Here is a 20,667-nt window from a genome sequence, read left to right as displayed (position 1 = left end):
ATATGCATAAAGTAGATTTGAATGCAGATTTAGGCGAAAGTTTCGGTAATTATACGATTGGAAATGACGATGAGATCATTCCGCTCATATCATCGGCGAATGTCGCCTGCGGTTTTCATGCGAGTGACCCGAGTGTGATGATTCAAACGGTTGAAATGATTAAAAGTAGCGGGACAACAGGGCTTGGAGCACATCCCGGGTTCCCGGACATGATGGGCTTCGGACGACGTTTCATGGATATGACAATGGAAGAAGTCAGGGCAATTATGCTATATCAGCTCGGGGCTCTGGATGGTATTGCTAAAACATACGGTGTTGAACTCAATCATGTTAAACCGCACGGTGCATTGTATAATGCGACATTCACCGATTATGAATTGTCGCTCGCAATCGCCAATGCAGTGAAGGAGTATAATCCGGACTTGAAATTGATGGGACTGAGTAACCAGAACCTGGTCAAAGCAGGCAAGGAAACGGGTCTTGAAGTACGACATGAAGTTTTTGCAGACCGTGCTTATGAAGATGACGGGACGCTGGTGTCGAGACGGAAAGACGGTGCGATGATTACGGATACAGAAAAAGCCGTCGCCCGCGTTGTAAAAATGATTAAAGAAAACAAGGTGGAAAGTATTGACGGAAATTTAATAGATATTCAGGCGGACAGCATCTGTGTGCACGGCGATGGAGAAAAAGCACTGGATTTCATTAAAGAAATACGTAAGGCATTTGAAGAGAATGATATTAAGATAGAAACAATGTAAATATCATTCTGAATATAAGGGGGATAAATAATGGATAATGAAAAGCCGAAAATAACACCCGCCCAGCGGCGATTGCTATTAGGCTCCGTTTTCCTGATGGCCACTTCAGCAATCGGCCCGGCATTTCTTACTCAGACTACAGTTTTTACAGAGCAATTTTTAGCCAGTTTTGCATTTGCGATTGTTGTATCGATTATTATTGATATCGGTGCACAGCTTAATATATGGAGAGTTCTCAGCGTTTCCGGTAAACGCGGTCAGCAAGTGGCGAATGAAGTTGCGCCGGGTTTAGGTTACGTTGTGGCGTTCTTTATTGTTTTAGGTGGTCTGGCATTCAATATCGGTAACGTTGCCGGTGCCGGACTCGGTTTTAATGCGATATTCGGACTGGATGTTCGTATCGGTGCAGCAATTGCCGGGGCATTTGCAATCTTTATCTTCCTTGTGAAGAATGGACGTGCCGTTATGGATGTCGTGACACAGGTACTGGGTATTTTGATGATTATTATTACAGCCTATGTCATGATTCAGTCGAATCCGCCTTACGGTGAAGCGGCATTTAGAACATTTGCACCTGAAGATCCTATTGGAATGTTCGTACCAATCGTTACAATCGTCGGTGGTACAGTCGGTGGTTATATTACATTTGCCGGTGCTCACAGATTGATTGAAGCAGGCATGACAGGAAAACAGAATTTGAGGTTTGTGAGTCATGCGGCGAACTATGGTATTTTAACGACCGGTGTTATGAGAGTGATACTGTTCCTGGCAGTGCTTGGCGTACTTGCACAAGGTGCGGTTTTAAGTGAAGAAAACCCGCCTGCTTCAGTATTCCAGTTTGCTCTTGGTGATCTTGGAATGCAGGTATTCGGTCTTGTATTACTTGCAGCAGCATTATCGTCTGTAATCGGTGCTGCTTATACAAGTGCATCATTCCTCAGATCATTCCACAATGTTTTTGATAAATATAATAACGTGGTCATCGTTACCTTTATCGTTTTTTCAACATTGGTATTTACAGTTGTCGGTCAGCCGGTCACACTGCTGATTCTTGCCGGTGCATTCAACGGACTGATTCTGCCGTTGACGCTGGGTGCTGTATTGCTTGCATCAAGAAAGAAAAAGCTTGTCGGAGACTACCGTCATCCGACATGGATGATTATCTGGGGTGTTATAGCAGTGCTGGCAACGGCAATTATCGGTATTATGTCTCTTGGTGGACTTGCCGACTTATGGACTGGCTAATTTAAAGAGGTGAATAATGAAATGAATGCTGATGATATCAGAAAGCGTATAAGAAGTGGTGAACATCAAGGGACGACATCAGGTGTTGCAGGCGATAAAGTTCAGGCGAATTTAGTCATATTACCCAGGAAATATGCATTTGATTTCCTGCTGTTTGCAATGAGGAATAAAAAGGCAGTCCCGATCATTGAAGTGCTTGAAGACGGACAGTATGAAAGTATATATGCAAAAAATTCGGATATCAGGACCGATATACCGAAGTATAATATATACAGATATGGTGAATTGATAGAGTCTGTGGATGAAGTGGCGTCCTACTGGCAGGATGATTTTGTGACATTCCTGATTGGTTGCAGTTTCACATTTGAACAGGCGATTATGGATGGCGGCATCGATATCAAACATATTAAAGAGAAGAAGAATGTGGCGATGTATAAGACGAATATCGATGCAGCATCCGCAGGTGTTTTTCATGGCCGGGCAGTCGTTTCGATGAGGCCGTTTAAAAAAGATGACGTGGATAAGGTAAAAGAGATTACCGGCCAGTTTCCCGACATGCACGGCACTCCCGTTCATGTCGGTGCTCCGGGGGACATTGGTATTTCCAATATGGCACAGCCGGATTACGGAGATGCAATCGATATTGAGGACGACGAGGTCCCGGTCTTTTGGGCATGCGGTGTCACACCGCAAAACGTCGCATTGAATGCAAAGCCGGAGGTCATGATCACACATGTGCCCGGGCACATGTTCATTACAGATATAAATAATGATGAATTTAAAGATTGAGTTTTCTTGGAATTGAATTATAAGCATTATCATCAAAGTATGAATTGGAAATTATTCAACATATAAGAAAACTGCTGAAAATCATAGGGTTTTCAGCAGTTTTAATTTTTATGAATGTTTTTCGATTACATGGAAGTGTATCCGCCATCAACATTGATCACAGTACCTGTTACATATGAAGAGTGGTCTGATGCGAGCCATGCGTTGGCTTCAGCAACTTCGTCCGCCTGGGCGAAACGCTCCAGCATGCTTAACTTTTTCGCATATTCATCCGGCTCAAAACCAAACTGTTCAAGCGCACCGCGCAGCATCGGTGTATCTATTGCGCCTGGCGCCACCGAGTTTACACGGATGCCTTTTGGAGAGTAGTCCATTGCTGCGTTTTTAGTCAGGCCAATCACACCATGCTTCGCCGCGACATATGCCGGGTTTGCAGGTTGCGGGCGGATACCGCTTACTGATGAAGTATTGATGATTGAGCCTTTAATGCCGGCATCTTCCATATACTTCAGTTCATATTTCAAACATAATGCGACACCGCGTAAATCGACAGACATCAGTTTATCGTAATAATCCATATCCATGTCTGCTATCGGTTTATCGTCTGGAGTTATCGCTGCGTTATTCACTGCGACATCGAGCTTGCCATAAGTATCAACGACATCGTCGATCAACTTTTTAACGTCCGCCTCATCTGAAACGTTTACTTTGAAGAAGGTTGCTTCCCCACCGTCGGATTTTATTTCACCAACGGTTTTTTGACCCTCTTCTTCATTCATATCGGCAACAGCAACTTTTGAACCGGATTTACCGAATAATGATGCGGTTGATTTACCCATTGTTGTCGAATTGGACAGGCATATGAAAAAGCTGAACCCATTCAACAGGGGTTCAGCTTTTCATTTTCATCAGATTATCAAGAAAGCAAGGATGGACACTCCGATGGAAACGATGATCATTGCCATCAGAGGTCTGAAGGCTTTGGTTCTCACATCATTTAGGCTGACGTTCAATCCAAGGCCCACCATCGCCATGGTCAGTAAAAATGTAGATAAGTCATATACTATTACTATTACAGATTCAGGGATGAAGATGACCTGTCCGATTATGTATGTATTCACGAGACTCATCAGAACAAAGCCCAGCAAAAACCATGGGAACTGTATTTTAACGTCGCCGGGTGATGATTTCTTCTGATGGCGTCTCACAAAATATACAATGATGAAACACATTGGGATCAACAATAGGACGCGTCCGAGCTTGGCAAGCAGAGCAATGGCGAGAGCGTTGTTTCCTGCAGGTTCTGCTGCAAGTGCGACATGGGCAAGTTCGTGCAGGCTCATTCCTGACCATGCCCCGTAGTCGTTATTTGAAATACCCAGAACCGGACGCAATAATATGTAGCCAATCGAAAATACCGTGCCCACGAGTGCGATGATTCCGACACTGATTCCTGTATCTTCATCTTTTGCTTTTATAATTGGTGCGACAGCTGCGATTGCAGCTGCACCGCATACGCCCGTCCCTACTCCGAGAAGCAGTGAAAGCTTGAAGTCGGCCTTGAACAGCTTAGAGAGTCCGAGCATGGTAAGAACCGCAAAGGCTATGACCGCCGTATCTTTAAGAAGGAACTCAAGCCCCTCACCAAGAATAATATTTATATTTAAACGAAGACCATATAAAATGATTGCCACCCGCAGCAGTTTCTTAGATGAAAAAGTGATTCCGCTGCGATATGCATAGGGATAGCCAAAAATCTGCCGATAGATGATTGCGGCAATAATTGCACTTCCAAGAGGGCCGATCAATGAAAAACCGGGCAGGAGTGCAATAAGATATCCGATGATTGCCATTATAAAAGTAATCCCTACCCCGATCAGCCACTTGGACCGGGGATTTAACTCATTGTCTGTACCAGTCACTGCTTCACCTCCATCATTAATAGTTTTATTTTAATCCAATACATTTCAATTGCTGAACTTATCAAAAGAGAAACACAATATAAAGACAAATCATATTTTAATGATTTGTCTCAGAATACACTACTTATCTTTCCAAAAGTCATTAGCTTGGGAAATTGTGTGGAAATGTATTGCCACCACTTCAGAGGCATGTGCTATGTTTCTTGCATCTCCTATATAATCCGGATACATTTTTTTACGAGATTCAGGGTCCGGGAGTATTGTGGATATCGCTTTTCTTGAGAGCTGGACAGCAAGCTGATACCCTTCTTCCGGAGTTTTTGTAATCAGAGAAGTTATCTCGTTGGACATATAAACCCTCCTATAATTATTTAGGTCAATTATCATTATATATGAATTACATTGGGCATGAAACGTTTATGGGAAATATGTTTAACAATAGAGGGTAAACGTGAAGAAAGGACTGTGTGGTCCTGCATTGAGATAAAGGATCCGATTTACAGAAATCTTATTCAATATTATGTTATAAATGAGTAAAGTATGCATATCTGTTTTTATTTAAAATAATAATTAAGAGGTGGATGAAAATGTTCTTCAAACAATTTTATGATGAGAAGTTATCCCAGACATCATATATGGTCGCCTGCCAGAAAACTAAAGATGCCATCATCATAGATCCGAGCCGGGTACTTGATGAATATAAAGAAGAGGCGGATAAACAGGGTTACAACATCACTTATGCTACAGAAACGCACATACATGCGGATTTTGCATCCGGTTTGAGAGATGCAGCAAGAAAGTTTGGTTCCCGGTTACTTGTGTCTGACGAAGGTGATGAAAATTGGAAATACGAAAATTTACCCGGAGATGCAAAATTCCTTAAAGACGGTGATATTATCGAGGTGGGAAATGTCGAACTCAAAGTGATGCATACCCCGGGGCACACCCCAGAAAGCATTACATTTGTATTGACCGACCGCGGCGGCGGCAGCGATGAACCGATGGGCATGTTCACAGGAGACTTTTTATTTGTCGGCGATATCGGCCGTCCTGATCTGCTTGAAGAAGCAGCAAAGATGGAAGGAACAACTGAACTTGGTGCAAAAGATATGTTCAGATCACTGAAAAAGCTGGAAGATTATCCTGACTTTCTTCAAGTTTGGCCGGGACACGGCGCGGGCAGTCCTTGCGGTAAAGCTTTAGGTGCAGTACCATTATCCACCCTTGGTTATGAACGTCAAAATAACTGGGCTTTAAAAGCAGAAGATGAAGAAGCATTCGTCAAAGAACTGATGAGCGACCAGCCTGAACCGCCTACTCACTTTGCACACATGAAAAAAGTGAATAAAGGAGGCCTGCCTGAATTTACACTGACGGAAGTGATTGTCGGTACCCCCGAACAGTTGCCCGGGCAGATTTTCGACTTAAGAAACAAAGAAGCATTTGCTGAAGGCTTTAAAAGAGGATCTATCAATATTCCGTACAATGATAAATTTCTCCAGTTTGCAGGCTGGTATGTAGATTTCAATCAGCCGATGACGTTGATTGCGGACCCGAAAAACAGTGAGCAGCTGCAAAAAGACTTTGCATCCATAGGGTTTGATGATATTGCGCTCATTGTACCTGAAGATGATATTGAGCAGTATGTGGACGCATCATATGAAAACGTACAGCCTGCAGAATTAACTGCTGACTATGAAAATAAAAATATACTGGATGTCCGCTCAAAAGCGGAGTATGAAGAAGGCAATTTAAAAAGTGCGAAACATCTGCACTTCGGTCATTTAATGTCGAAAGATAAAGAAGTGCCATTTGATAAAGATGATACAATTTATGTCCACTGCCAGTCAGGTGTCCGATCAGCAATTGCCGCCAGTGTGTTGAAGGCGGAAGGCTATGAGAATATATTCAACGTGGAAAAAGGATACAATGGTATAAAAAATGAATTGGGATCATGAAGGTCTGATAAATTATAAATAATCCAATAATATACGTTTAACTGTCTGCAGAGAGGTTATAATAGTATATGTAGAAAAATATATTAGGAATAAATGTGTCAAAAATGATAAAGAATCATAAGGAGCGTGTTTTATTAAATGGCTGAATATTCACGAGAGGATATTCATAAAAGTGTTGAAGCGGATGGTGTGCAGTATGTCAGACTTCAATTTACTGATGTGTTAGGTGCAATTAAAAACTTAGAAATACCAGTGAGTCAACTGGAAAAAGCAATGGATGGAGACATGATGTTCGACGGCTCTTCCATTGAAGGGTTTGTCCGGGTTGAAGAATCGGATATGTATTTGAAGCCTGATTTGAATACTTGGGTCGTATTGCCATGGACTGAAGGCGTAGACAAAACTGCACGACTGATCTGTGATATTCATGGTATTGATGGAGAGCCATTTACAGGGGATCCAAGATCTAATTTGAAAAGAGTCATTAAAGAAATGCATGAACTTGGATACGACAATATGAATCTGGGGCCTGAACCTGAATTCTTCTTCTTTAAATTGGATAAAGACCGCAATATTACAACTGAAATTAATGATGACAGCGGCTATTTTGATTTGGATATTACCGATACAAGCGGTCAATGCCGCAGAGAGATTGCAAGAACATTGGATCAGATGGACTTTGAAGTGGAGATGTTCCACCATGAACTCGGGCCGAGCCAGCATGAAATCAGCTTTAAATATATGGATGCATTAACAGCAAGTGATGCACTTCAAACTTTCAAGCTTGTAGCTAAAACAATTGCACGGAAGTACGGACTGCATGCGACATTCATGCCTAAACCAATGTATAATCAACCGGGAAGCGGTATGCACTACAATGTTTCACTATTTAGAGACGGAAAAAATATATTCTTTGATGAAGAGGACGATTTCGGTCTAAGTGAAGAAATGCGGTATTTCATGGCCGGCTTATTAGACCATGCCAGAGCATACACTGCAATCTGTAACCCGTTGGTCAACTCATACAAGAGACTGGCATCCGGATTTGAAGCGCCGCGATATATCGCGTGGAGCGGTCGAAACAGAACGCCACTTCTCAGAATCCCGTCCAGCCGTGGTCCTGCTACCCGTGCTGAAGTCAGATCACTCGATCCTTCTGCAAACCCTTACCTCGCAACGTCGGTGATTTTAGCAGCAGGTCTTGATGGTATAAAAAATAAAACGGACCTGACGACTCCTGTGAACGAAAATATTTATGAAATGACACAAAAAGAGCGTAAAGCTGAAGATGTTGAAGATTTACCGACAACATTATACACCGCTTTAAAAGCGATGAGAGAAGACGATATAGTCAAAGGCGCGCTCGGTGAACATATTTATGAACATTTCGTTGAGAACAAGATGATTGAGTGGAAACAATACAGCGCTCAAATCACAAGCTGGGAATTAGATGAATATTTGGGGAATTACTAAATAAATAAAAATAAGACCCGTCATTGAGGCGGGTCTTATTTTTTATGACTCGGTTACAGCAGTTTTCTTTGGGTCTTTCCACCCTCTGGTCTCTATGAATGTACCAATGACCAGGGTGAGTACAGTGACAGGAATGCCGACCAGTACCGGATCGACTGTCCATACGAATACAACTGCACCGTCATCGGAGCCGAGCTGCTCTCCGATTATAACAAGTGTAATAGTTGTTAAAGCACCGAGAACCATCGCTAATATGGTGCTGTAAAAAGCTCTCCTAGCACGTTTCCAAAAAACAATTGCCAAGAGGACAGGAGATAATGATGATGCCATTATACGTCCGCCTGTAAGCAAAAGCTCCAGAATATACGGCAGAGATCTTGCAACCAAAGCCCCTACTACAGCGACGACTACAACGGAGACTCTGGACACCAGTACAACACTTTTTTCAGAAGCATTTCTATGGATCCATTGCTTATAAATATCATTAGAAATATTAGAGGCTGTAGTCAGCACTGTTGAAGATAACGTCGATATACACGATGAAACGATAATTACTGCAAATAGTAGGCTGCCCAGTGTTCCAAATAATCTTGTCAAACTTAAAAAGGCTTCATCCGGTGTGATGTCAGGGAAAATTACAAAAGCTACAGTACCGATGAAGAAGGGTACCATATACCAGATTATTGTGATGATTCCGGCATATAAAAACCCGTTTTTAGCAGCTTTATCCGATTCTGCTGATAATCCTCTTTGAATCAAAGTTTGGTATGCTATCGTGGTTAAAGCTCCCAGTAATACCCACCCGAGTATTTGTGGCCCACCTGCAAACCACATATCACTGTGAGTTTCAGGAATTGCGTTTATTAAGGTGTCCCATCCGCCGACATAAGCTATAGCCAGTGGAATCATCACCGTAGTACCAATTAAAAGAATTACGGACTGTATGGTGTCAGTAATCATAACTGCCCACATTCCACCTGTGACAGTAAAGAACAATGTAATGAACACTGTAATTACCAGTGCCAGATCAATCGAAATATCAAAGACAGAGCCTAAAACGACTGCCATTCCAATGGCTGCTCCTGCAGTCACACCCATATCTCTGGCCATGACCAGAAGGACTGCTGTCACTTTATGCTGCCATCCGAACATTCTTGAAAAGAGTTCAGGAACAGTTACAATACCTGCTCTTCTTAGTTTTGGTATGAAGTAATAACCCACCCATATCAGTATTGCGATAAACCCCATTGCTGAAAAGTAAGCAGTGATTCCAAGGGAATATCCGCTTCCTCCATACCCCAATAATGTTGCCGAATTGATTAATGTGGCAACGACTCCTCCTGTCACCAGCCAGGTGGGCACCTGGCGGCCGGCAAGTATATAATCACTGGAGTCTTTCTTTTTCATAAGTCTTGCTGCTAAAGGGCCAGCAATCAAAAGTCCGCCGAAGTAAATAACAAATATAGTTAAAGCCATGACTACCTCCAATGTTAATTTATATTGTTAAAATGGTCTGCCATATATAGACATATATCAGTGCCACAGCATGAACTGCTATGGCGAGACCGATCACTTTTCCCGTCGGGGACTTTACTTCATCCATTTGATCAAAATATTCACGTTCATGTTCATATTTTTCCATAATTAAGCACCCCTTAAAATTAGTTTCATTTACTGTAATTATAATCTTTTTCTGCCTGTGCCTCAGATATGAAGCCGAGTTCTATATCTTTCTCAATATCATCAGCACTTCTTTCTTTTGGTGAACCATATCCACCGCCGCCGGCAGTTTGAAGTCTGATTGAATCCCCTTTATGGACTTTTATTGTCTCTTTCGATTTGATCTTTTTCTCATCACCTTCATTTGTGAAGATAGTGCATTGTGATGTCTGGCCGCCGTTGCCTCCAAATAATCCCCATGGGTTATTTTTTGCACGGTCTGCGGTAAGTGTGATTGTGAAGCCGTCATCCAGCAATTGTAGCTCCCGTTGCAGTCCTGTACCGCCGCGATATTTGCCGGCCCCCCCGCTGTCATCTATATAGCAATAGTTTTTGACGCTGAACGGGAAGCTCTGCTCGATGACTTCAACAGGTGTGTTCAAAGTGTTTGTCATATTCGTATGGACGCCGTCCATGCCGTCCATATCATCCAAAGCACCCTGTCCGCCGCCGTATGTTTCTACATAAGAGAAATATTTTCTTTCATCCTTGTTATAACCCCCGATGGAAAAGCCTGTCATTGTTCCGGAACATGCTGCCATTGATTTTTCAGGCAGTATATCCGCCAGGGCACCAAAGATTGTATCAGTAATTCTTTGTGAAGTATTCAAGTTGGCGTTGGATACCGGTGCCGGGAAATCCGGGTTCACTATCGTTCCTTTCGGAGCAACGATATTCAAACATTTATAAGTGCCGGCATTAGGGGGCACGTCCGGTTCCAGCAATGACTTGATCGAATAGTAGACACATGCGCTCGTAACACCGAGTGTGGAATTCATAGGACCGACCGTCTGTGGGTTGGTACCTGTGAAGTCTACAGTAATTTCATCGCCATGTACGATGACATTGGCTTTGACGGTAATCTCATCTTCAGTGATACCGTCTCCTTCCAGTACATCTTCAAAGCTGTATTCACCGTCAGGGACTTCCTTTACTGCGGCACGCATTCTTCTGTCGGAGTAATTTATAATTTCCTCCATACTGTTGAAAATGTGTTCCAGTGAGTATTTATCTATCAGATCGGTAAGGCGCTGCTCTGCTACTGAGTTTGCAGCGAGCTGTGCATAAATATCACCCAACACTTCATCGCCTGTCCGTACATTTGATTTCAGCAAACGGATAATTTCATTATCAAGTTTGCCTCCTTTACGGACTCTGACACCGGATAATCTGAGACCTTCCTGGAAAATCTCTGTCGCTTTAACGGACATGCTTCCGGGAGCAAGACCGCCTACGTCAACATGGTGTGCGACGTTGGATGCGATGGCTACAAGTTCACCTTCATGGAATATCGGGCTGACCATGAAAATATCCGGCAGATGAGAGCCGCTCACATAGGGATCGTTGATTAAAATTGCGTCGCCCGGATTCAAATCTTCCTCAGGGAACATTTTAAGTACTTCCCTCACCACTGATGGCATCAGCCCTAGGTGGAGCGGCACATGTTCCGCCTGTGCGACCAGGTCGCCATCTTTCGTATACAGTGCCGTCGAACAGTCTACCCTGTCTTTAATGTTCGTTGATAATGCCGTTTTTATAAGAGTGACACCCATCTCTTCAGCAATAGTGTAAAATGAGTTTTTCATAACTTCTAAAGTGATACCGTCAATTTTAGCCATTGATTTCATCCTCCTTTTCGACAGAATTGGTATTTTCGATAATCAAGTTGCCATAGGAGTCCACTCTCGTAGTCTGTTCTGGATAAATTACGGCAGTAGAATCGAGCTGTTCTATGATTGCAGGTCCTTCAAAGACAAAGTCCATATATAAGTCAGAACGTTGATAGATTTTGGTTTCGTGGAAATCCCCATCGAAATAAACGTCGCGGGTTGTGTAGGGTACTTCAGCATCAGAAGTCGCATCCAATTTTTTACTTTCCAGTTTTTCAATCAAGCCAAAAGAAGATACTCGTACATTGACCGTTTCCAGTTTTTCTCCAACACGGCTGAAGCCGTAAATTTTCTCATGTATTTCATGGAAGCTCTGAATTGCTTTCTCAATCGCTTCTTCATCAGTGTCGGCATTATCGAGCTCAACATTGATATCATAGGCCTGGCCGGCATAGCGTAAATCAATGCTGTGATTGATTTCAGTGTGTTCCTGATTAAACCCTTGCTTCTTCAATGTTTCACGCGCTGTATCTTCTAGTAATTTAAGTGATTGGTTCAACCGCTCATAGTCAATGGATGTCGTCGTGGAAATGAATGAGTTCACATAATCGTGGCGGACATCTGCAATCAGCATGCCTGTCGCACAATTGATGCCCGGACTGAATGGTATGATTACATTTTTACTTTCTAGTTCGTGTGCGATATCCACAGCATGAAGCGGTCCGGCACCGCCGAATGCGAGCAGTGAGAAATCACGGGTATCGTGCCCTTTCTCCACGGATACCACACGGATACCCCTGACCATGTTCGCGTTTACCACTTTCAATATACCTTCGGCTGCTTCTTCTACAGATAAGCCGAGAGGTTTTGCAATTTTTTCTTCAACTGCTATTCTTGCCCCTTTGAGATTCATTTTCATCTTGCCGCCGAGAATGGAATCCGGATTCAATCTGCCCAAAATAGCGTTGGCATCAGATACAGTCGGTTCTGTCCCCCCTTTGTCGTAACATACAGGCCCCGGATCTGCCCCTGCACTGTGAGGCCCGACTCTGAGAGCACCTCCGGTGTCAATCCATGCGATACTGCCTCCACCGGACCCTATCGTATGCATTTCGACCATAGGCACGTTGATAGGGAAATCATTAATCTGACTGTTAGTAGTATACTGCGGCTCTCCTTTGTCTATCAGTGAGGCATCGAGACTGGTTCCGCCCATGTCGATTGTGATGAGATTTTCCAACCCGGTCTGTGCTGCAACGTCTGTTCCAGATATTACTCCGCCTGCGGGACCGGAAAGGACGGTTCTGACAGGCTGTTCAACTGCAGTATCGGTAGTGATGATTCCTCCGTTACTCTGCATGATGTAAAGCTCGCTGGAAATCCCGTAATCCTTGATGGATTGCTCCAGGTCTCGAAGATAGAAATGCATTTTAGGCATTACATATCCATTGACTGCGACTGTGCTTGTCCGTTCATATTCCTTAATCTCAGGTAATATATCTGCAGAAATTGTGACGGCTAAGTCAGGGAATTCCTCAGCCAGCATATTTTTAAGTTTCACTTCATTTTCATCATTTAAAAATGAGTTGATTAGACATATGACCAGTGATTCGATATTGTCTTCCTTTATCATCTCTATGAGGTTATTGATATCTTTTCTTTGAAAGTTTTTTATCACCTCACCTTGGGCATTGATACGTTCGTTAATTTCCCATCTGAGATTTCTAGGAATGAGAGGTTTTGACCTGCGTACTCTGAAGTTATACAGGTCCGGACGTGTCTGACGGCCAATCTCCAATATATCTTTAAAGCCCTTCGTAGTAATCAGAGCTGTTTTTGCACCTTTTCTTTCAAGCAGTGTATTTGTGGCAACGGTAGAACCATGTGTGAAAAAAGAGATTTTATCTGATGCAATATCATTTTCAGATAAAATCTGTTTCACTCCGCTCATCACTCCTATCGCACTGTTGTCCGGAGTGGACGGGACTTTTGTTACTAAAATATCACCTGTGTCTTCTGAGATTAAAGCGACATCCGTAAAAGTACCGCCTGTGTCTACACCAATTCGGTAATTCATGAAGTTCCTCCTCTTGTAAAATTACTAAATATTCTTAATTCATAAAAAATATTAACACTCTTACAAAATTAAGTAAACTTGTCTGTCAATTTTTATCAGATAAATGAACAATTATAACCTATTAATATAGAAGTATCATTACTGTATGAAATCGCAAATAAAAACCCGGGTAATTACACCCGGGTTAAAATTATTTAAGTCTGTTAATTACTGCCTCAGCAACCCCTTGTGCTGAGGCTGGATTTTGACCTGTGACAAAATTTCCGCTTGAAACAACATTCTCTTCCATCTCACGTCCTTCAACAAAACCTGCGCCGTTCTCCTCCAGTTTTGACTGGAGCAGGAAAGGCATGTCCTCTGTAAGGTTCATAGCTTTCTCCTCAACATTTGTAAATCCTGTGAGTTTAATGCCATCTACCAGGTATTTACCATCTTTCGTTTTGGCATCCGCAAATGCTGCAGGACCGTGACAGACAGCACTGATGATTCTTCCATCATCTTTGAAATAAGCCATAATGTTCTGTATGTCTGCGTGACCAGGGAAATCATACATTGCACCATGTCCGCCTGCAAAGAATATTGCATCATATCCTTCATATACCAGATCTCCGATACGCTCTGTCTGTTGGAGCATCTTCGTTACCTCGGTGAATCTTTCATCATCATTTCCATCCTCCACCGAATTTGGATCTATTGGTACATTGCCACCTTTAGGTGATGCAATATCAACTCTGAATCCAGCACTTTGAAAAGCGATATAGGGCTCTGCTGCTTCTGATAACCATAATCCTGTTGGACGATCTTTATTGCCTGCTATCCTGTCATGATTTGTCACAACAATAAGTACAGATTTACTCATATTGATAACCACTCTCCTTTATCTTGGTTTACCCTAAAGAGCGTTTGGATAATCTTAATTAATATATTAAAAAAAGATAAAGAAATCATTATGAGAAAGTGATTTTGCTAAAATTGACTAATACCCTACAGGGGTATATAATAAGCGTAAGGTTAAAATATAAGAAGGAGGGAGAGTTAAGATGTCACACAGCAGAAATGATGAAACCAACCACTCTCATCATCACAGCGGTGAAGATGAACATCATCACCATGACCACGACAATCATAGTGGACATGACCACCACCATCATGGTGATTTTAAACAGAAATTTTTCATCTCTTTATTATTCGGCATACCTATACTATTTATAGCACCCATGATGGGTATTACACTTCCATTTCAATTTACTTTCCCGGGCTCAGACTGGGCAGTGCTGATACTTGCGACAGTATTATTCATATACGGCGGCCAGCCTTTTTTATCAGGTGCAGTTGATGAACTGAAAGAGCATAAACCGGGCATGATGACACTTGTGGCGATGGGTATATCCGTCGCTTATGTATACAGTCTGTTTGCATTCTATATGAACCATTTTACGGCTGCGGATGCTCAGACGATGGATTTCTTCTTTGAATTGGCGTCTTTGATACTGATTATGCTGTTTGGTCACTGGGTTGAAATGAAAGCGGTGGGTAATGCAAGTGATGCATTGAAAAAGATGGCTGAACTCCTGCCGAATACGGCAATGCTGATAGATGATGACGGTAATACAAAAGAAGTTGAATTATCTGAAGTTAATGCAGGAAATAAAGTTCAGATAATGGCTGGAGATAATATACCTGCTGACGGTAAGATCATTTCAGGAAAAAGTTCAGTGGACGAATCTCTGGTGACAGGTGAATCGAAGAAGGTTGAAAAAACACTGAATGACGAAGTCATCGGCGGAACCGTGAATGGTTCGGGTACACTCATTATTGAAGTGACAGGCACGGGTGAGAGCAGTTATTTATCGCAGATCATCGGTCTTGTAAGTAAAGCGCAAAGTGATAAATCAAGAGCTGAACTGATGTCGGATAAAGTTGCAGGATATTTATTCTACTTTGCTTTAAGTGTGGGTATAATATCATTCGTTGTCTGGCTGATGATTCAGGGAGATGTGGATTTTGCCTTACAGAGATTGGTGACGGTTCTTGTCATCGCTTGTCCGCATGCTCTTGGTCTTGCAATTCCATTAGTGACAGCACGCTCAACGTCACTTGGAGCAAAAAATGGTTTAATTGTGAAAAATCGTGAATCACTCGAAACAGCGAAACACTTAGATTATATTATGATGGATAAAACAGGGACGTTAACTGAAGGCAACTTTGCCGTTAACCATGTTGAAAGTTATAGTGAAAAATATTCTGATGATGAAGTACTCGGTTTGATGGCAGCAATTGAGCAGAGCTCATCTCACCCGCTTGCTGAAGGCATAATGGATGAAGCGACTACCAGGAAAGTGCATATTCCAAGAGCGGAAAATGTGAATAACCTACCCGGAGTAGGTTTAGAATCATACATTGATGATAAAGACATGAAAATCACAAGCGTGTCTTACTTGAAAGATAAGAACATATCTTATAATGAGACACAGTTTTCAGAGTTGGCCGGCCAGGGTAATTCGGTGAGCTTTCTGGTTGTTGACGGTGAAAATTATGGCATTGTGGCCCAGGGCGACAAGATTAAAGAAAGTTCCAGAGATATGATAAATAAAATTATTGAACGCGGTATCTGTCCTGTCATGTTGACAGGTGATAACAGGCAGGTGGCGGAAGCGGTGGCCCAGGAACTTGGTATTGAAGAAGTCAGAGCAGAATTAATGCCAGAAGATAAGGAAAGGATTATCCAGGACTATCAATCCCGGGGCGAAAAAGTCATGATGATCGGAGACGGAATTAATGACGCACCCAGTTTGGTACGAGCTGATATCGGCGTGGCAATCGGCGCCGGTACCGACGTTGCGGTCGATTCGGGAGATATTATTTTAGTGAAAAGCGATCCGGCAGACATTATTCACTTCCTTTCTTTAGCAGAGAATACCATGAAGAAGACAGTACAAAACCTATGGTGGGGTGCAGGCTATAATATTTTAGCAGTTCCGCTTGCAGCAGGGATATTAGCCGTTATGGGATTGATACTCTCCCCGGCAGTCGGAGCAATATTAATGTCTCTGAGTACAATAATAGTTGCAATAAATGCGATGACTTTAAAAATGGAATAAATGATATTCAAAACAGGGCTGAAAAGTCCTGTTTTTAATTTAAAAACTACATTGACTTTATTCTATATAGATAGTAATCTATATATTGGAAGGTGGAGATGGCATGACATATGAAAAATTATCAAGTTATTTAAAATTAATTGCAAATCCAAGCCGATTGGAAATATTGGATTTATTATCTTGCGGAGAACTTTGTGCAGATGATCTGTTAAAGTATTTTGATTTTTCTCAGCCGACTTTAAGCCATCATATGAAGGCACTGAGTGATAATGATCTGATCACCATCCGCAGGGACGGTAATAAAAAGATGTATAAATTAAATAATGAAGTTTTAAAAGAAGTAAGCAGGTACATAAATCTGATTGCCCGTGACAATGAAGAGTGTGTCTGCAAATCTATCAGCAAAGGTGACTGTGCATCATGACGATTTTGGCAATAGTGATATTTTTACTGACATTGGTGTTTATTATATGGCAGCCCAAAGGTCTGGATATCGGCATTACAGCAACAATCGGTGCGGTCTTGGCAATATTGACCGGTGTAGTCTCATTCGGTGATGTCATAGAAGTGGCGGATATTGTGTGGAATGCCACACTGACTTTTGTAGCGGTCATCATCATCTCTTTGATTCTCGATGAAATCGGCTTCTTCGAATGGTCGGCAAGACATATGGTGAAAGCGAGTAAAGGCAACGGAATCAAAATGTTCGTCTACATAATATTACTCGGTGCGATTGTTGCGGCCTTTTTTGCCAATGACGGTGCAGCGCTGATACTGACGCCGATTGTGCTGGCGATGGTACGTAATTTGAAGTTTGAAGAACAGATTGTATTCCCATTCGTACTGGCGAGTGGCTTTATTGCAGACACTGCTTCTCTGCCGCTTATTGTGAGTAACCTTGTGAACATCGTCTCTGCAGATTACTTTGGGATTGGTTTTCTGGAGTACTTGAGCCGTATGTTCATCCCAAACTTATTTTCTATTGCAGCAAGTATTGCAGTGCTGTTGATCTACTTCAGGAATTCCATCCCGCGCCACTTTGAAGCGCGTGAGCTTGCTGAACCGGAAGATGCGATCAAGGATAAGAAGCTCTTCAGGATTTCCTGGGTAATACTTGGGATTCTACTGGCCGGATATCTGGCGAGTGAATTCATTGCGGTGCCCGTATCGGTTATCGCAGGGGTTATAGCGGTGATATTTTTAATATTGGCCGGCAGATCACAAGCGGTGAATACCGGGGAAGTCATTAAAGGGGCACCATGGAATATCGTTATTTTCTCGCTCGGAATGTATATTGTGGTATTCGGTTTAAGGAATGCGGGTATTACAGATCTTCTTGCGGATGCTTTAACGGCGCTCGCAGGCCAGGGTCTGTTCGCTGCAATTATGGGTATGGGCTTCATCGCTGCATTTTTATCATCGGTAATGAATAATATGCCGACAGTGATGATTGATGCCATAGCAATCGACCAGTCCGGTGTCCGGGGGATGCTTAAGGAAGGTCTTGTGTATGCGAATGTCATCGGTTCCGACCTTGGACCTAAAATCACACCCATCGGTTCACTTGCGACTCTGTTGTGGCTCCATGTACTGACACAAAAAGGCATGAAGATATCATGGGGTGTTTATTTTAAAGTGGGAATCGTCATTACGATACCGGTGCTCATATCGACACTTATCGGTCTTTATTTGACATTGCTTTTATTCTAGAAAGGAATTGATTTAATGGATAAGAAAGTAATTTACTTTATATGTACAGGCAATTCGTGCCGTTCTCAGATGGCTGAAGGGCTCGGCAGAACGATACTCGGCGACGGGTGGGAAGTTTATTCGGCGGGGATTGAAACCCACGGGGTCAATCCAAAGGCGATTCGGGCAATGGATGAAATAGATATTGATATTTCGTCCCAGACGTCAGATCTTATAGAGGCGGATATTTTGAAACGTTCTGATCTAGTCGTTACATTATGCAGTGATGCAGATGTGAATTGCCCTGTAATCCCTCATGGGGTTGAGAAAGAGCATTGGCCGTTTGATGATCCTGCAGGTAAGGACTGGTCTGAATTTCAGAGGGTAAGGGATGAAATCGGAGAAAAAATAAAGGATTTTAAAAGGACTTTCTAAACGAAAGTCCTTTTTTAGTACCATACAAAGTATACGATTGTTGACGTCATTACCATGGTAATGAGTACTAATGGTGTACCTATTTTTACGTAGTCGCTGAATTTGTAGCCGCCGGGACCATAGACGATCAGGTTGGTCTGATACCCGATAGGTGTGATGAAACTGCACGATGCGGCGATTGCAATAGTGATGATAAGTCCCATGTAAGGGATATCCATCTGGGTTGCAATCTCAAATGCAATCGGGAACATCAAGACTGCTGCGGCACTGTTTGTAATCAGCTCTGTAAATATATTGGTCACGATGTAAACGATGAATATGATACCAAGAATACCAAGCGGACGCGCAAAGGCGAGCATGTTTTCCGCAATGAAATGCGCGAGCCCTGACTGGGTCATTGCGGCCCCGATTCCAAAAGCACTGGCAATCAATAGAATGACATCGAACTGGATATACGTTAATATCTCTGACCAGTTGATCAGCCTGGTAATAATCAATAGAATGACTGCAATCAGCATGGCTTCAAACATTGACAGCATGCCAAGCGTGACGGACAGAATCATCACCAATAGAAGGCCGAGGGCAAGCGCCCCTTTTAAATTGCTCTGTCTTAACGTTTCAGGCGGATTCACTGTAGAGACGACATAAAAGTTATGTGAATGTTGATGTTTTTGAACAAAGCTGTTTTCAGCCAACAGAAGTAAAGTATCCCCGGGCTTCAAGACGATATCACCGACACGGCTCGTAATCCGCTGGTTGTTTCTGTGGACTGCAATGACGCCTGCATTATACGTTGATCTGAACAGCGCGCTTCTGATGGTTCTGCCGACTAAACCTGAATTATGGGAAATGACCGCCTCCACAAGGTGATGGTTGTCATTCTGCAGAACTTCCAGACTCTCGTTGGTGCCTGTTTCTAAAGAAACACCTTTTAATTTTTCAACTTCAGCTATTCTGCTGAGAGTTGCTGAAAAGATCAAATTATCTCCTTTTCGTATGATGGTATGTGCACTGACAGGAAATACATGTTCCCCGTCTTCGCGGATAATCTCAATGATGTAAATCCCTTTTAACGAATTTTTTGAAGCGGTAATAATTTTATCGTTGATATATTCAAACTTTTCTCCGATAGTGGCTTCAGCTAAAAATTCTTTTGCCTCTTTACGAATCGTATCTTCGGCACCCAAGTTACTGGGTAAGATTTTATAGCCGATGGTCAAAATATAGATCAGCCCGACTAAAGTGATGGGCAGCCCGACGATAGCCAAAGTGAAGAATGAAAAGCCTTCGACACCTGCGTTTATCAGTAATCCATTAACAATCAGGTTGGTGGATGTGCCGATCATCGTAATCGTCCCGCCAAGAATTGTTGCATAAGACAGCGGGATTAAAAGCTTGGAAGGTGAAAAACCGTTATCCCTTGCCCAGTCTCTTAAAATCGGGGTCAGTGTAATAACGATTGGCGTGTTATTTAAAAATCCGGAAGCAAAAGATATGGGTGCGAGTAACTTCACCATGGACATATGTAGAGATTTTGATTTACCCAGTATCCCGTAGATGAAGTTTTCTATAATACCGTGCTTTTGAATGGCGCCTGCAACGATGAACAGCAATAGAACGGTAAGCATACCTTCGTTGGAAAATCCGCTCAATGCCTGCTCAGTGGTTATGGTGCCCGACAGTAAAAATAATACTAAAAAGAAAAATATGATAAAGTCTGCACGGGCAACTTCAAATAGTAATAATCCCAGCATTAAAATAATCATCACAGCTACAAAGGTCATTTCTACAGTCATGTTGGCACCCCCTGTCTGAAGAATAAAACATTAAGGATATTTTAGCATATATTTTAATAATCGTGAATTTTTATTCTTAATATTCAAAATAC

General features: G+C 42.4%; 18 protein-coding genes. 9 read left to right on the top strand and 9 right to left on the bottom strand.

Translation table 11 applies throughout. From position 1 onward, the window contains the following. Nucleotides 1-2 precede the first annotated feature (2 nt). The 3 genes from BO48_RS11665 to BO48_RS11655 are packed head-to-tail and all read left to right on the top strand — an operon-like array spanning nucleotide 3 to nucleotide 2,795. Nucleotides 3-761 carry a LamB/YcsF family protein gene (locus tag BO48_RS11665; RefSeq protein WP_496367625.1) on the top strand — a complete coding sequence of 253 codons (759 nt, stop codon included), beginning with the start codon at nucleotides 3-5 and terminating at the stop codon, nucleotides 759-761. A 30-nt stretch (nucleotides 762-791) separates the two neighbouring features. Continuing rightward, a complete protein-coding gene (locus tag BO48_RS11660) occupies nucleotides 792-2,006 on the top strand; it encodes an NRAMP family divalent metal transporter (RefSeq protein WP_496367624.1) in 1,215 nt (404 codons plus the stop codon). A gap of 21 nt (nucleotides 2,007-2,027) precedes the next feature. Beyond that, complete coding sequence (locus BO48_RS11655; protein ID WP_496367623.1) at nucleotides 2,028-2,795, top strand: putative hydro-lyase; 768 nt, start codon at nucleotides 2,028-2,030, stop codon at nucleotides 2,793-2,795. Between the two features lie 125 nt (nucleotides 2,796-2,920). On the opposite strand, the gene BO48_RS11650 is transcribed toward BO48_RS11655, so the two are convergent. The 3 genes from BO48_RS11650 to BO48_RS11640 all read right to left on the bottom strand — a co-directional run bounded on the left by BO48_RS11650 (nucleotide 2,921) and on the right by BO48_RS11640 (nucleotide 5,068). After that, nucleotides 2,921-3,634, bottom strand: coding sequence for an SDR family NAD(P)-dependent oxidoreductase (locus tag BO48_RS11650; protein WP_496367622.1), 714 nt, complete (start codon nucleotides 3,632-3,634; stop codon nucleotides 2,921-2,923). A gap of 69 nt (nucleotides 3,635-3,703) precedes the next feature. Further along, nucleotides 3,704-4,717 carry a YeiH family protein gene (locus BO48_RS11645; protein ID WP_496367621.1) on the bottom strand — a complete coding sequence of 338 codons (1,014 nt, stop codon included), beginning with the start codon at nucleotides 4,715-4,717 and terminating at the stop codon, nucleotides 3,704-3,706. Nucleotides 4,718-4,837: 120 nt separating this feature from the next. Further along, on the bottom strand, nucleotides 4,838-5,068 hold the full coding sequence (locus BO48_RS11640) for a hexameric tyrosine-coordinated heme protein (protein ID WP_496367620.1): 231 nt from the start codon (nucleotides 5,066-5,068) through the stop codon (nucleotides 4,838-4,840). 236 nt (nucleotides 5,069-5,304) lie between these two features. On the opposite strand from BO48_RS11640, the gene BO48_RS11635 reads away from it, so the two are divergent. Together BO48_RS11635 and glnA are read left to right on the top strand one after the other, a co-directional pair. Next, nucleotides 5,305-6,675 carry an MBL fold metallo-hydrolase gene (locus tag BO48_RS11635; protein ID WP_496367619.1) on the top strand — a complete coding sequence of 457 codons (1,371 nt, stop codon included), beginning with the start codon at nucleotides 5,305-5,307 and terminating at the stop codon, nucleotides 6,673-6,675. 138 nt (nucleotides 6,676-6,813) lie between these two features. Then, complete coding sequence (gene glnA / locus BO48_RS11630; protein ID WP_496367618.1) at nucleotides 6,814-8,148, top strand: type I glutamate--ammonia ligase; 1,335 nt, start codon at nucleotides 6,814-6,816, stop codon at nucleotides 8,146-8,148. 42 nt (nucleotides 8,149-8,190) lie between these two features. Here the strand turns inward: glnA and BO48_RS11625 are convergent, their stop codons facing one another. From BO48_RS11625 to BO48_RS11605, 5 genes are all read right to left on the bottom strand, one after another. Continuing rightward, nucleotides 8,191-9,624: a sodium:solute symporter family protein gene (locus BO48_RS11625; protein WP_496367617.1), complete on the bottom strand. Its 1,434-nt coding sequence runs from the start codon at nucleotides 9,622-9,624 to the stop codon at nucleotides 8,191-8,193. 19 nt (nucleotides 9,625-9,643) lie between these two features. Continuing rightward, nucleotides 9,644-9,790 carry a hypothetical protein gene (locus BO48_RS11620; protein ID WP_496367616.1) on the bottom strand — a complete coding sequence of 49 codons (147 nt, stop codon included), beginning with the start codon at nucleotides 9,788-9,790 and terminating at the stop codon, nucleotides 9,644-9,646. Nucleotides 9,791-9,815: 25 nt separating this feature from the next. Then, a complete protein-coding gene (locus tag BO48_RS11615) occupies nucleotides 9,816-11,486 on the bottom strand; it encodes a hydantoinase B/oxoprolinase family protein (protein WP_496367615.1) in 1,671 nt (556 codons plus the stop codon). Beyond that, nucleotides 11,479-13,554 carry a hydantoinase/oxoprolinase family protein gene (locus BO48_RS11610; protein ID WP_496367614.1) on the bottom strand — a complete coding sequence of 692 codons (2,076 nt, stop codon included), beginning with the start codon at nucleotides 13,552-13,554 and terminating at the stop codon, nucleotides 11,479-11,481. The genes BO48_RS11615 and BO48_RS11610 overlap by 8 nt, the downstream gene beginning before the upstream one ends. A gap of 190 nt (nucleotides 13,555-13,744) precedes the next feature. Further along, nucleotides 13,745-14,413 carry a type 1 glutamine amidotransferase domain-containing protein gene (locus BO48_RS11605; RefSeq protein ID WP_496367613.1) on the bottom strand — a complete coding sequence of 223 codons (669 nt, stop codon included), beginning with the start codon at nucleotides 14,411-14,413 and terminating at the stop codon, nucleotides 13,745-13,747. A gap of 181 nt (nucleotides 14,414-14,594) precedes the next feature. Here BO48_RS11605 and BO48_RS11600 point away from each other — a divergent pair, with 181 nt between their 5' ends. From BO48_RS11600 to arsC, 4 genes are all read left to right on the top strand, one after another. Then, nucleotides 14,595-16,655: a heavy metal translocating P-type ATPase gene (locus BO48_RS11600; RefSeq protein WP_496367612.1), complete on the top strand. Its 2,061-nt coding sequence runs from the start codon at nucleotides 14,595-14,597 to the stop codon at nucleotides 16,653-16,655. 103 nt (nucleotides 16,656-16,758) lie between these two features. Then, nucleotides 16,759-17,079, top strand: a complete 321-nt coding sequence (locus tag BO48_RS11595; protein WP_496367611.1) for an ArsR/SmtB family transcription factor — start codon at nucleotides 16,759-16,761, stop codon at nucleotides 17,077-17,079. Next, on the top strand, nucleotides 17,073-18,365 hold the full coding sequence (gene arsB, locus BO48_RS11590; RefSeq protein ID WP_496367639.1) for an arsenite efflux transporter membrane subunit ArsB: 1,293 nt from the start codon (nucleotides 17,073-17,075) through the stop codon (nucleotides 18,363-18,365). The genes BO48_RS11595 and arsB overlap by 7 nt, the downstream gene beginning before the upstream one ends. A 15-nt stretch (nucleotides 18,366-18,380) precedes the next feature. Then, entirely contained in the window at nucleotides 18,381-18,779 is a 399-nt protein-coding gene (gene arsC, locus BO48_RS11585; protein ID WP_496367610.1) for an arsenate reductase (thioredoxin), read from the top strand. Nucleotides 18,780-18,793: 14 nt separating this feature from the next. Here arsC and BO48_RS11580 read toward each other — a convergent pair whose 3' ends face one another. Then, a complete protein-coding gene (locus BO48_RS11580; protein WP_496367609.1) occupies nucleotides 18,794-20,575 on the bottom strand; it encodes an SLC13 family permease in 1,782 nt (593 codons plus the stop codon). Nucleotides 20,576-20,667: the final 92 nt, after the last annotated feature.

The sequence above is a fragment of the Lacicoccus kunmingensis DSM 17847 genome (assembly GCF_059568765.1).
This window is presented reverse-complemented; position numbering and strand designations above follow the sequence as displayed.

Excerpts from the sequence above, each read along its gene's own strand:
- BO48_RS11665 (WP_496367625.1), top strand. The coding sequence starts at position 3 with ATGCATAAAGTAGATTTGAATGCAGATTTAGGCGAAAGTTTCGGTAAT.
- BO48_RS11660 (WP_496367624.1), top strand. The coding sequence starts at position 792 with ATGGATAATGAAAAGCCGAAAATAACACCCGCCCAGCGGCGATTGCTA.
- BO48_RS11655 (WP_496367623.1), top strand. The coding sequence starts at position 2,028 with ATGAATGCTGATGATATCAGAAAGCGTATAAGAAGTGGTGAACATCAA.
- BO48_RS11650 (WP_496367622.1), bottom strand. The coding sequence starts at position 3,634 with ATGGGTAAATCAACCGCATCATTATTCGGTAAATCCGGTTCAAAAGTT.
- BO48_RS11640 (WP_496367620.1), bottom strand. The coding sequence starts at position 5,068 with ATGTCCAACGAGATAACTTCTCTGATTACAAAAACTCCGGAAGAAGGG.
- BO48_RS11635 (WP_496367619.1), top strand. The coding sequence starts at position 5,305 with ATGTTCTTCAAACAATTTTATGATGAGAAGTTATCCCAGACATCATAT.
- glnA (WP_496367618.1), top strand. The coding sequence starts at position 6,814 with ATGGCTGAATATTCACGAGAGGATATTCATAAAAGTGTTGAAGCGGAT.
- BO48_RS11625 (WP_496367617.1), bottom strand. The coding sequence starts at position 9,624 with ATGGCTTTAACTATATTTGTTATTTACTTCGGCGGACTTTTGATTGCT.
- BO48_RS11620 (WP_496367616.1), bottom strand. The coding sequence starts at position 9,790 with ATGGAAAAATATGAACATGAACGTGAATATTTTGATCAAATGGATGAA.
- BO48_RS11615 (WP_496367615.1), bottom strand. The coding sequence starts at position 11,486 with ATGGCTAAAATTGACGGTATCACTTTAGAAGTTATGAAAAACTCATTT.
- BO48_RS11610 (WP_496367614.1), bottom strand. The coding sequence starts at position 13,554 with ATGAATTACCGAATTGGTGTAGACACAGGCGGTACTTTTACGGATGTC.
- BO48_RS11605 (WP_496367613.1), bottom strand. The coding sequence starts at position 14,413 with ATGAGTAAATCTGTACTTATTGTTGTGACAAATCATGACAGGATAGCA.
- BO48_RS11600 (WP_496367612.1), top strand. The coding sequence starts at position 14,595 with ATGTCACACAGCAGAAATGATGAAACCAACCACTCTCATCATCACAGC.
- BO48_RS11595 (WP_496367611.1), top strand. The coding sequence starts at position 16,759 with ATGACATATGAAAAATTATCAAGTTATTTAAAATTAATTGCAAATCCA.
- arsC (WP_496367610.1), top strand. The coding sequence starts at position 18,381 with ATGGATAAGAAAGTAATTTACTTTATATGTACAGGCAATTCGTGCCGT.
- BO48_RS11580 (WP_496367609.1), bottom strand. The coding sequence starts at position 20,575 with ATGACTGTAGAAATGACCTTTGTAGCTGTGATGATTATTTTAATGCTG.